Below are 11,775 nucleotides of genomic sequence, written 5' to 3' on the forward strand. Positions count from 1 at the left end.
TTGATGTCCGATCCTATCCCAGGAGGAATAATCCCAAGATAGAACCGCTCATTTCTAGGAGCCATTCCTGCACAAATCTTACATGGTGTGTAAGGACATTGTGAGTAATGGCTTGCTTTAACCGAATTTCCGACGCCCAGAAGCCGTCAGAACCCGGAGCCGCCGCCCACATGTCCCTTCATCAATCTACAATGTCAAAGAACCTCACAACCAAATATCAGAAGCGGACAACCATGGATCCTCGAAAAATCTTCCGAGGATTTGGCCATCCTTGATATTGGCGACCGTGCGCAGCGAAAACCGGAGGGCATCACCGCGTCGGTGGAGTGGCATCTAGGCGCGTCGAATGAGTCGGTCAACAGGAAAAATAGGATTTCCGAAAATTTCCTCCGGTCGCGGGAAAAGGCGGGTTTCCGCTCGCCCGCCCTCCCGGAGGTTCGGCTTCCTTTGAGCGGAGATCAGCTCGCGTTGAGTATGACTGCCTGGTCCCGTGCATCGCGCAGCCGGATGTAGAACCTGCCGTCCCGCGTCGCCGGCACCTGCAGGCTGGATCCGGTGAAACCCTGCGCCACGACCGTGGGTTTCTGGAAGCCCGGCGTACCGTCCACCGCATCGATCAGGAACAGGTCGCGCCCCTTGATCGTGCAATAGCGCGCCTCGCAACTGACGCCGTCGATATGCGGCAGGCGGGCCAGCGTCACCAGGGGCTGCCAGTCGCTGGCCCCCTCGCCGCGCAGCAGACGGAACCGGAGCGGCCCCGCCGCGGGCGCCAGCGTCGCCGGATCGAGCGTCGCGACCATGACCTCCGGGCCGGAGAGCCTGAGGCCGTTGGGGCCACTCAGCCTGACGGCATTCGCGCCATCCGCCGATGCGATCTCCAGCACGTCATCCTGCCGAAAGGCGCCGCCCTCCTCAGCCCGTACCGAAAAGACCAGCCGTCCATCGTCGGGCAACAGGCCCTCGCCCTGAAGCTGCAGCCGGCGTCCCTCCGCCGTCCCCGCCGAAACGGTCCGGCTGAGCAGGGTCAGTCGGGGCCGCGCCGCCTCTACCGCTGCGGCAAGATCCACGGTGCGGCCGTCCTTCAACCGCACCCGCGCGGTGGCCTTGTCGCCGGCCTTGAGCGCAGCGCCATCCCCCTTCGCGACCAGCCGCAGCCGATCCACCGACCCATCCCGCGTCAGCCCATCGGGCACCAGCGCCATGCCCGCCAGATCGACGCCCGCGACCTGATCCAGCCGCTGACCGGAAAGGACCGCCTCATGGTCCCCCGCATGCAGGCTGAGCGTGTCCAGCCTGCTCGCCTGCGCATAGGCCTTCAGCGTCAGCGCCGTTGGCGTGGCCATGCCCTGATATTTGACCTCCAGCCTGATGTCACCGGGCCTGCGCTCGGCCAGGGGAAGCGTCAGCAGCAGGGTGTCGTTTCCCTGCACCTTCCACGCCAGCGACTGGGGTGCGCCGTCACCTTGCCGCAACGTCACGCCCTCGACGCAGGCAGGCGCCTCGCCGGTCAGGCCCAGCTCATTGTCGCGGCCGACCACCAGCGTCGGTTCCTCGCCAGCCACCTTCCAGGGTGCATCGCCGGGCAGTTGCAGCGAGAAATCCGGGCCGTCGAACCGCTCGAACCCCCAATAGCCGGAAAGATGCCCCTTCACCGTGCCCCGGAACGCGGCGGGAAGCGGGCCATTGCCCCGGACGACATAACCGCCCCGGTCCGCCCGCGCCTCCACCGGCAAGTCGATCGTCTCGCCGCTCGCCGCCGTCAGCTTCACGGTCATGGCGCGCGCATAGGCGGTCGAATAGATGAGCGGCGCGCCTTCGACAGGAAGCACCACGCCGGGGCGCGCGGCGCAGATCGGCCCGTTGGCCGCGCTCCGCAGGCGGGGCGGACTGTCCGCCTCGATCGCAGGCATGCCGACGACCAGCACGGATTTGGGTTTCTGGAAGGAAGGCGCCTTGTTGAGCAGCAGCGCGGCGGCATCGTCCCGCCGGACGCTCAGCGTCGGCAGATAGTCGAACTCCGGATTGCTGAACGCGCCGAAAATCCGCGCCAGGTCACGCACCACGCCGATATAGGGACTGTAGAAGCCATAGCCCGCCTCCCGCGTGGAACTGAGTTGCAGCGCCAGATCGGTGGGCGCGCCGGTCAGCGTCTCCGCAATGGAACTGCTGTGCACGTCGGCCAGCACCAGTTGTTCGCGATTTTCCAGCAGGCAATTGGCCTGAAGCTCGACCACCTTGGACAGACATTCGTCATTGAGCTTCATCGACAGGCTGCGCGCCAGGGCCGGCGCCACCGATCGCAGAAATTCAGGATGGGTGTTTTCCTGCGCCCGGATCGCCGCCATGAAGGCGTCCAGCCGCGACCGGTCGAGCGATGCCTGGTTCAGTTCCTGCGTCGCCCGGACGAACTCGCCCGGCTTGCCGCGTACCGCATCTTCGATCGTGCCTAGCGCGCCGCCCGTTTCCGGAACCAGAAAGAGCGTCATCTGCCGCGCGCCCTTGGGCACGGTCAGGCTGAGGCTGTTGTCCTTCGCCTTCTTCTTCCAGGTTTCGGCGGACCTGATCCAATCCTTGGGCGGCGGGTTGGTGGCGCCCCGCAGGAAGGTGGAGAGCAGCAGGAATCTCGTGCCCTGATCCTCCGGCAGGTCGGCCCTGATCGACAGCTGGTCGCCTTCGGCCAGGCTGGGCACCTGCGCGATGGGCAGCACGTCCTTGCCCCGCATGACGGTGATGCGCAGACCCGGGCCGCCAAGCTCGAACGGCGCGGGATCGGCCGCCTGCACCGTTGCGGCCGACAGCGCGATGGCGGCGGCACCGCAGGTCCAGGACAGGATCTTCCATCGGTCGGGCAGCGGCATAGGGTTTCGACATCTTCCTGTCAGCGATCCGGACCCCGCTGTCCCACATCGGCTTTCCAATTCCAAGAGGGGCCAATTCCAGGAGGCCCCAATTCCAAGAAGGCGGAGAGAGGCAACCGGTTTTGCGGCGAAGGGTCAGGATCGCGGGACGAACGGCTATTCCCTCGGTTCGTCCAGGATCAGCGCGACCAGATCGTGCAGGCTGGGCAGCACCGCCGCGACCAACCCCCTCTCCGCATCGGTGGGCGGCAGCAGGTCGGGGACCATCACCGTCGCGATGCCGGCCGCCGCCGCCGAACGCACGCCGGCATAGCTGTCCTCCACCGCCACCGCATCGGTCACCGCCACGCCCAGGCGCCTGGCGGCCAGCAGATAGGGTTCCGGATGCGGCTTTGGCCGATCGACATCGTTGCGCGTCACGACAATGTCGAAATAGTCGAGCAAGCCCGCCTTCTCCAGCCGACGGCAGGCATGGGGCGCCTCCGTGGAGGTCGCTATGGCCATGGGGATACCGGCGGAGGCCAGCCTGGCCAATGTCGGCTCGACACCGGGGCGCATCGGCACGGCCGCCTCCAGCGCCGCCTCGAATAGCAGGTCGCTGTCGGCATAGAACTGCTCCAGCGGAAAGTCCGCGCCGAAATGCTCCGCCAGCATGACCTGGTTCGCATCGCGGTGAATGCCGACCATGGCAAGCTGCAACGCCTCGGAAAAGGGCCAGCCCAGGGCGGCGGCCGCCTCCGCCATGGTGCGGCGATGTTCCGCCTCCGTATCCAGCAGCGTGCCGTCCATGTCGAAAATCACCGCGCGCACCGGATCGGGCAGGCGGCGATTGAGGATGGCGGGTTCACTGCTGGCAAGGGTCGACGCGGTCATGCCATCCATGTGGCGTTTCGGCCGCGCTTTTGCGAGTGCATAGGCCGCACCCGCAGATGCAGGGATTGCGGGCCCGGACGCTCCGGCGCAGTCGTCACCCTGACTGGCCGCCGGTTTCGATCGCCTGGCGATCATCCTGGGGCGGCGACCACGGCGCCACGCGCCGCATGATCGCGTCGAACAGGTCCGAAGCCAGATAATCGGACAGCCATTTCTTCAGGCGGGGGAGCGGCTGCATCTCGAACCAGCCGGGATCGACGGCGGCGAACTGCCGCACGAACGGAATGACGGCAGCGTCGGCCAGCCCGCGCCGGGCGCCGCACAGATGCGGCGATCCGGTCAGCCTGTCGTCCAGGGCGTGTAGAAAGGCGAGCCCGCCGGCGCGGTGCGTTTCGGCAGCGCCCTCGGCATCGACTCCATGCCGCCCCGGATATTTGTAGCGGTCCAGATCATGTTTGAACGGCCCGTCATTGGCGGCGATGAGCGCGGGATCATCGCGGTCCAGCCAGCCTTCCGGATCATGCCGCGCCAGCGCCCAGCGCATGATGTCGATGCTCTGGTCGATCACCCTGCCGTCGGCGGCGACCAGTACGGGCACGGTTCCCTTGGGCGAGGCGGCGAGCATCGCCTCCGGCTTTGCCGACAGCCTGACCTCGCGCAGTTCGACCTGCGTGGCGCTGATCGCCAGCGCCAGCCTGGCCCGCATCGCATAGGGGCAGCGGCGGAAGCTGTAGAGGATGGGGACTGTCATGCCGCCTCCCCTTCAGGCAATGGCGACGGCGTCGAGCACGAAGGCGCTGCGCTCCGCGAGATCGCCGATCTGGGCGAGATAGGCCTGGAAATGCGGGCTTGCGCGATGGGCGGCGATCGCGGCGTCATCGACATAGAGTTCATCGAGGATGAAGCGAGCGGGATCGGCCTGATCCTGCCATAGATCATAGCGCAGATTGCCCGGCTCCGCCCGACTGGGCGCCAGCATGGAATCGAGCAGGGCACACAGCGCCGCCTCCCTGCCGGCTCTGGCGGTCAGGACGGCGACGATCTTAACGGGTCCGGACATGGGCAGGATTCCTTTTGCTGATGAGCGGGCGCTGCGGGAGCGCGCCGCCGCCTTGCATGTCCTCATGCCTGATCGGGCGCGCCGATCAAGCGGGCTGCGATCGGGCAACAGGCATTTCTTTCCTTGCAACCAGCCGGAAAATCCGCGTTAAGGACGAGTCGATGAACCGGCTGTTCGCCCTGTTGGCATGTCTTGCCCTGACGCTGTCCTTTGCGACGGCATCGGTCGCGCACGCGATGGAGCCGATCGGCTGCATCGATGGGGTGTCGCCCTCGGCGGCCGAAAGCCCTGATGGCGACGATGAGGGGCAGGCGTCCGGCGACGCGGACCGTGCCTATCCCCACCATCATGGCGGCTGTCATGGCCATCATGTCGCGGCCGCTTTTGCCGCATCGGAAATCGCACCCGCAATGGCCCAGCGGACGGCCAGGCTGCGCTGGACCTCTTCGCCCCATGGCGCCGCCCCCACGCGAGCCGAATTGCGGCCGCCTATCGCCTGACCCTGCCGCCCGGCCTGCGCATCGCGCAGGCGGTCAACAGTTGTCAGGAGTTACCGAACATGAACCCCTTGCTGGCGGCATGGCTTGCCGCCGCCTCATCCCTGTCCGCAGCGCAGGCACAAGTGCCGTCCGCGCCGGCGGCCAAGGCGCAACCAGGCCTGACGCTCAGCCAGGCCCTCGACCTGGCCGGCGCCGCATCGCCCGCACTGGACGCCGCCGCCGCCGGCGTCGACGCATCCAGGGCCGCACAGGCCGCGGCGGGCCTGCGGCCAAACCCGGTCGTCACGCTCGAAGCTGAAAATGTGGCCGGCACCGGGCCCTATTCCGGCACGCAGAGCCTGGAGGCGACATCCTCTGTGGCCATTCCGCTGGAACTGGGCGGCAAGCGGTCGGCGCGGCTCGCCGTCGCAGGCGCGCAGCGCGATCGCGCCCTGATCGAACAGGCGATGGCGGCGGCCGACCTTCGATGGGCGGTGACGCGCGCCTATGCGGAAGCGGTGGCATCCGAACGGCGCACGGGCAATGCGCGCGACCAGCTTCGGATTGCCGAAGAAGGCCTGCGCGCCGCGGATGCCCGCGTGCGCGCCGGGCGCGCCTCCCCCATCGAGGTGCAGCGCGCCGGGCTGACGCGGATCAATGCGCAGGCCGCGCTTGCCAGGGCGGAGCGATCCGCCGAAGTGGCGCGCTTCACCCTGGCCCAGCGGATCGGGCAGGCCATCCCCGGCCCGCTGGACGGAAGCTGGTTCGATCGCATCGATTCGATCCAGGGTCCGTTGGCGCCCATGGATCCGGCGCAGACGCTGGCGCTGGCAGCCGCAGACGCCGATCTGGCGGCCAGCAGCGCGCAGGTGCGGCTTGCCCGCAGCCAGCGCATTCCCGACCTGACGGTGGGCGCGGGCGCCCGCCGGCTGGAAGCGACCCATGACAATGCCGCGCTGTTCAGCCTGTCCCTCCCCCTCCCCGTCTTCAACGGCGGCAGGGCGGCCGTTGGCCAGGCGATGGCGGAACAGCGCCGCGCCGAAGCCAGGCGGCGCATCGCCGCGCAGGAGGTCGCCCAGGCGATAGCCAGCGCGCAGGCGGAGGCCGCGAACGCCGCCATCGGCGCGGCGACGGCGACCGGACCGGCGCTGGCAGCCGCCGAGGAAGCCGCCCGCATCGCGCGCATCGGCTATCGCGAGGGCAAGTTCGGCCAGCTCGACCTGCTCGATGCCGAACGCACGCTCACCGAAACCAGGGCAGCCGCCATAGCGGCGCTGCTCGCCTATCATGACGCACAGGCGCAGCTGGAGCGATTGACCGCTCGCGCGCCGGACCAGGGAGACAATTGATGAACATCCTCCAGCGGACCGTAGCGGCCGCCATCCTACTATCCTCCCTCGCCGCCTGCGAAGCGCCCGCGCCGGAGAGCCATGCCGAGGGGGAGGCGCATGCCGGCGAGGAAGGACTGATCCACCTCACCGCGCAGCAGATCGCCGCCGCGGGCATCGAGCTGGCCCGCCCGACGACTGGCGGCGGCGCGATCACCTTGCCCGCCACGATAGAGGGCGATCCCCAGGGAACGCAGGTCGTGTCCGCCGCCATCGGCGGACGCGTGGTGTCGCTCACGCGCAATCTGGGCGAGGGGGTGAAGAGGGGCGACACTCTGGCGGTGATCGAAAGCCGCGAGGCCGCATCGCTGAAGGCGGAGGTCGAGGCGGCGCAGGCGCGTCTGGCGCTCGCCCGGTCCAACCTGCAGCGGGAACAGCGCCTGTTCGCCGAACGGGTTTCGCCCGAACAGGATCTGATCGCGGCCCGCACCGCCGCGACGGAAGCGGGGATCGCGCTGCGCCTCGCGCGGCAGCAGGTCGCGGCGGCAGGGGGCGGAGGAGGCGGCCTCAACCGGCTGGGCATCGTCGCACCGATCAGCGGCCAGGTCATCGCCCGCACCGTCACCCTGGGGCAGATGGTGGCCGCCGATGCGGAGCTTTATCGCGTCGCCAATCTCTCGCGGCTGGCGGTTCGCCTGTCGCTTTCCCCTGCCGATGCGGGCCGCATCCGGCCGGGCGCGAGCGTGGACATCAGCGCGCCGGGACGCAGGACGGGCGCGCGCGTCAGCTTCGTTTCCCCAGTGCTCGACGAAACGACGCGCCTCGTCCCCGTTCTCGCCATCATCGACAATCGCGACGGCCAATGGCGCGTCGGCGAACCGGTTACCGCCGCCATCGCGGTGACGGGCGGCAGCGGCGGAATGACGATTCCCGCCAATGCGATCCAGATGGTCGAGGGACGCTCGACGGTCTTCGTCCGCGTGGCGCAGGGATTCCGGGCCGTGCCGGTCACGGTCGGCCAGCCCAATGGCGATGCCGCCACCATCCTGTCGGGCCTCACCGGCCGCGAACAGATCGCCGTCGCCAACAGCTTCACTCTCAAAGCCGAGCTCGGAAAGAGCGAAGCCACGCACGAGGATTGATCCATGATCGGGCGTATCGTGACCTTTTCGGTCGAGCGGCGCTGGCTTGTGCTGCTCGTCACCCTCATCGCGGCCGTGATCGGCGCCTGGGCGCTCAGCCGCCTGCCCATCGACGCCGTCCCCGACATCACCAACAACCAGGTGCAGGTGAACATCCGCGCGCCCGCGCTGTCGCCCGAACAGGTCGAAAAGCAGGTCGCCTTTCCCATAGAGACCGCGCTGGCGGGCGTGCCGGGCCTTGAACATACCCGTTCGCTGAGCCGCAACGGCTTTGCCCAGGTGACGGCCGTCTTCACCGAATCCACCGATATCTATTTCGCCAGGGCCCAGGTCGCCGAACGGCTGCGCGGCGCGGAAGAGAGCCTGCCCGCTGGCGTCACGCCCGAAATGGGGCCGATCGCCACGGGGCTGGGCGAAGTCTATATGTGGACCGTCCATCTGGCCCACCGCGAGGACGACCGGCATGCGCCCGGCGAACCCGGCATCCAGCCCGACGGCAGCTATATCACGCCGGAGGGCGAGCGGCTGGTCGGCGCGTCCGATCAGGCGACCTATCTGCGCACGGTGCAGGACTGGATCGTCGCTCCCCTGCTCAAGAACACGCCGGGTCTTGCCGGCATCGACGCCATTGGCGGCCATGTGAAGCAATATCAGGTGGCGCCCGATGTCCATCGGCTCGCGGCGCTCAAGCTCAGCCTCGGCGACCTCGCAACGGCGCTGGAGGAAAACAACAGCGCCGTCGGCGCGGGCGTCATCGACCGCAACGGGGAAGGCCTGACCGTCCGGTCCGATGCCCGCCTTCGCAATGCCGCCGATCTTGGCCGGACCGTCATCGCCACGCGGGAGGGGGTTCCCATCCTGCTCAACCAGGTCGCGACAGTGCGGACCGGCCAGGCGCTGCGCATGGGTTCCGCATCCGAAAATGGCCGGGAAGTCGTCGTCGGCACCGCAGTGATGCGGATCGGGGAGAACAGCCGCGCCGTCGCCTCCGCCGTCGCCCGGCGCCTTGAAGAGATCAACGCCTCGCTGCCGACCGATGTCATCGTCCAGCCTGTCCTGGACCGCACGGCCCTGGTCCACGCAACGATCGGCACCGTGGCGAAGAACCTGTCCGAAGGGGCGCTGCTGGTCATCGTCGTGCTGTTTGCCCTGCTCGGAAACTTCCGCGCCGCGCTGATCGCCGCGCTCGTCATCCCCGTCACCATGCTGCTCACCAGCTTCGGCATGCTGCGCGGCGGCGTATCGGCCAACCTCATGAGTCTGGGCGCGCTCGACTTCGGGCTCATCGTCGACGGTGCCGTCATCATCGTGGAAAACGCCCTGCGACGGATCGCCGGGCATCAGCATGACAGGGGCCGGCCGCTCACCCCCGACGAACGGCTTTGCGCGGTGACCGCCGCCGCGCGCGAGATGATACGCCCCTCCGTCTATGGGCAGGCGATCATCATCCTCGTCTATGTCCCGCTCCTCACCCTGGACGGGGTGGAGGGGAAGACATTCACGCCGATGGCGATGACGGTCATCCTCGCGCTCGCCTTCGCCTTCATCCTCTCGCTGACCTTCGTCCCCGCGATGCTGGCCCTGCTGCTGTCGAAACCCGTGGAGGAGAAGGAGGGGCGGATCATGTCCTGGCTGAACGCCCGCTATCAGCCGGGGCTGGAGACGGCGATGCGCCGGCCGGGCCGGACGATCGGCATCGGGATTGCGGCATTCCTTGCCGCCATCGCCGGCTTCTCGATGCTGGGACAGGAATTCCTGCCCCAGCTCGACGAGGGCGACATCCTCGTCCAGGCGGTCCGCGTGCCGGGCACTTCGGTCGACCAGAGCCAGGCGATGCAGTTCGAGGTCGAACGCGCGATCGCGCGGGAACCGGAGGTCCGCTTCGTCTTTTCCAAGACCGGCACAGCCGAGCTTGCCTCCGACCCCATGCCGCCCAATGCGACCGACACATTCGTCATCCTGAAGCCCCGCGCGCAATGGCCCGACCCGCGCCTTCCCAAGGCGGAGCTGATCGAACGGCTGGAGCAGCGGCTGTCGATGCTGCCCGGCAACGCCTATGAGATCACCCAGCCGATCCAGATGCGCTTCAACGAACTGATCGCGGGCGTCCGGGGCGACATCGCCGTCAAGGTCTTCGGCGACGATGCCGACCAGATGAGCGGCACGGCCGACCGCATCGCCGCCGTGCTGCGCCGGACGAAGGGCGCCACCGACGTGCGGGTGGAACAGACCGAAGGGCTGCCCATCCTCGACGTGCAGCCCGATCGCGACGCCATGGCGCGGCTGGGCATCAGCGCGCGGGCGTTGCAGGACATATTGGCCGCCGCCGTGGGCGGGCGCGACGCCGGCGTGATCTTCGAGGGCGACCGACGCTTTGCCGTCACGATCCGGCTGGGGGAGGAGGCGCGCAGCAATGTCGAGACGCTGGGTCAGCTTCCGGTGCCGACGCCCTCGGGCGCTTTCGTGCCGCTGGCCAGCGTCGCCCGCATCGCCCTGGTCGACGGGCCAAATCAGATCAGCCGCGAAAACGGCAAGCGGCGGGTCGTCGTGCAGGCCAATGTGCGTGGCCGGGACGTGTCCAGCGTGGTCGCCGACGTGCGGGCGGGGATCGCAAGGGAGGTGCGGCTGCCGGCCGGCACCTATCTCCAATGGGGCGGCCAGTTCGAAAATCTGGCATCGGCGCGGGACCGGCTGCTGCTGGTCGTGCCGGCCTGCTTCGCGCTCATTGTCCTGCTGCTCTACGGCGCGCTCGGCAGCGTGCGGGACGCCGCGATCGTCTTCACCGGCATCCCCCTCGCCCTGGTCGGCGGCGTGCTGGCGCTGGCGCTGCGCGGCATGCCCTTTTCCATCTCGGCGGCCGCGGGCTTCATCGCCCTGTCGGGCATCGCCGTGCTCAACGGACTGGTGATGGTGACGTCGATCCAGGATCTGGTGGCGCGCGGCGTGGATCGCGCCAAGGCGGCTCAGGCGGGCGCGCTGGCGCGATTGAGGCCGGTGGTGATGACGGCATTGGTCGCATCGCTCGGCTTCATGCCGATGGCGCTTGCGACCGGCGCCGGGGCGGAGGTGCAGAAGCCGCTGGCCACGGTGGTCATAGGCGGCCTTGTTTCCGCGACCTTGCTGACCCTGTTCCTGCTGCCGACCCTCTATGCCCGCTTCGGCAGGCGCGGGTCGACCAGCGACGCTGGCGGGGCAGCGGGGACGGCCGTCCCCTGAGAGGATGGCGGGTCGCGGCGACAGATTTCATATCGCAGGCGGAATCCTTGGCACTTGCGCGCTCCCGCACCGTTCCCTGCCGCAAGGAGGATGCCGTGCCGGACGAGATTGTTTCCATCGGGCTGCTGACAGCCAGGGATCTTGAGATCCTCGGCCAGGGATTCCGGCGGCACTTTCCCGTGCGGGATGACGAGCTGTTCAAGGATCTGCTCGCCAGGCTGGACGAACTGCCTGCCCGGCCAGAGCCGCCCACCGATGACCGGCGATGACGGTGATCCGGCCTTGCACGATCGCCATGCGGCAGTGCATGGAGCGTCAGCCATGCGCCAGACCCCGACGCCCAACATCCTTGTCGATGCCGACGCCTGCCCGGTGAAGGAGGAAATCTACAAGGTCGCCTGGCGCCACGCCGTGCCGGTCGTGGTCGTCAGCAACAGTCTGATCCGGGTGCCCGCGCATCCCCTCGTCTCCCGCGTCATCGTCAGCGACGGGTTCGACGCGGCGGACGACTGGATCGTCGAGCAGGGCGACGCCGGATCGATCATCATCACCGCCGACATCCTGCTGGCCGACCGATGCCTGAAGGCGGGATGCGGCGCCGTGATCGCGCCGACCGGCAAGCCCTTCACCCATGGGTCGATCGGCAATGCCGTGGCCGTGCGGGCGATAAAGGCCGATCTGCGCGCCGGCATGCTGACCGACGGCATCGGAGGCCCCGCGCCGTTCGCCAGGGCCGATCGGTCGCGCTTCCTGTCGGCCCTGGACGAAGCGATCGTGCGCCTGAAACGGCGATCCTGATAACGCGGGCGGCAGGTGCCG

10 protein-coding genes are annotated in these 11,775 nt (G+C 68.3%); 6 read left to right on the forward strand and 4 right to left on the reverse strand.

Features of this window, described 5'->3' with window-relative positions:
* Positions 1–458: 458 nt before the first annotated feature.
* From MRBLSP13_RS02900 to MRBLSP13_RS02915, 4 genes are all read right to left on the reverse strand, one after another.
* On the reverse strand, positions 459–2,858 hold the full coding sequence (locus tag MRBLSP13_RS02900) for a hypothetical protein (RefSeq protein WP_363752602.1): 2,400 nt from the start codon (positions 2,856–2,858) through the stop codon (positions 459–461).
* Between the two features lie 156 nt (positions 2,859–3,014).
* Positions 3,015–3,740, reverse strand: a complete 726-nt coding sequence (locus MRBLSP13_RS02905; protein WP_363752605.1) for an HAD family hydrolase — start codon at positions 3,738–3,740, stop codon at positions 3,015–3,017.
* 85 nt (positions 3,741–3,825) lie between these two features.
* Entirely contained in the window at positions 3,826–4,482 is a 657-nt protein-coding gene (locus MRBLSP13_RS02910) for a glutathione S-transferase (protein WP_363752608.1), read from the reverse strand.
* Between the two features lie 12 nt (positions 4,483–4,494).
* Positions 4,495–4,791, reverse strand: a complete 297-nt coding sequence (locus tag MRBLSP13_RS02915; RefSeq protein ID WP_363752610.1) for a putative quinol monooxygenase — start codon at positions 4,789–4,791, stop codon at positions 4,495–4,497.
* A 161-nt stretch (positions 4,792–4,952) separates the two neighbouring features.
* Between MRBLSP13_RS02915 and MRBLSP13_RS02920 the strand changes: the two genes are divergently transcribed.
* Genes MRBLSP13_RS02920 through MRBLSP13_RS02945 form a run of 6 tightly spaced genes read left to right on the forward strand, consistent with a single transcriptional unit; the run spans position 4,953 to position 11,754 of the window.
* Positions 4,953–5,291, forward strand: a complete 339-nt coding sequence (locus tag MRBLSP13_RS02920) for a hypothetical protein (RefSeq protein WP_363736856.1) — start codon at positions 4,953–4,955, stop codon at positions 5,289–5,291.
* A gap of 59 nt (positions 5,292–5,350) precedes the next feature.
* On the forward strand, positions 5,351–6,619 hold the full coding sequence (locus MRBLSP13_RS02925; RefSeq protein WP_363736854.1) for a TolC family protein: 1,269 nt from the start codon (positions 5,351–5,353) through the stop codon (positions 6,617–6,619).
* On the forward strand, positions 6,619–7,740 hold the full coding sequence (locus MRBLSP13_RS02930) for an efflux RND transporter periplasmic adaptor subunit (RefSeq protein ID WP_363736853.1): 1,122 nt from the start codon (positions 6,619–6,621) through the stop codon (positions 7,738–7,740). Before MRBLSP13_RS02925 ends, MRBLSP13_RS02930 begins: the two co-directional genes overlap by 1 nt.
* A gap of 3 nt (positions 7,741–7,743) precedes the next feature.
* Positions 7,744–10,956, forward strand: coding sequence for an efflux RND transporter permease subunit (locus MRBLSP13_RS02935; protein WP_363752612.1), 3,213 nt, complete (start codon positions 7,744–7,746; stop codon positions 10,954–10,956).
* Positions 10,957–11,003: 47 nt separating this feature from the next.
* Entirely contained in the window at positions 11,004–11,225 is a 222-nt protein-coding gene (locus tag MRBLSP13_RS02940; RefSeq protein WP_363736851.1) for a hypothetical protein, read from the forward strand.
* A gap of 52 nt (positions 11,226–11,277) precedes the next feature.
* The gene (locus tag MRBLSP13_RS02945) at positions 11,278–11,754 is read left to right on the forward strand and encodes a YaiI/YqxD family protein (RefSeq protein WP_133654848.1); all 477 of its coding nucleotides are present in this window, start codon (positions 11,278–11,280) and stop codon (positions 11,752–11,754) included.
* Positions 11,755–11,775 lie beyond the last annotated feature (21 nt).

Origin of the sequence: Sphingobium sp. LSP13-1-1.1, from assembly GCF_040676415.1 — a bacterium.
In the GTDB taxonomy this organism is placed as follows: domain Bacteria; phylum Pseudomonadota; class Alphaproteobacteria; order Sphingomonadales; family Sphingomonadaceae; genus Sphingobium.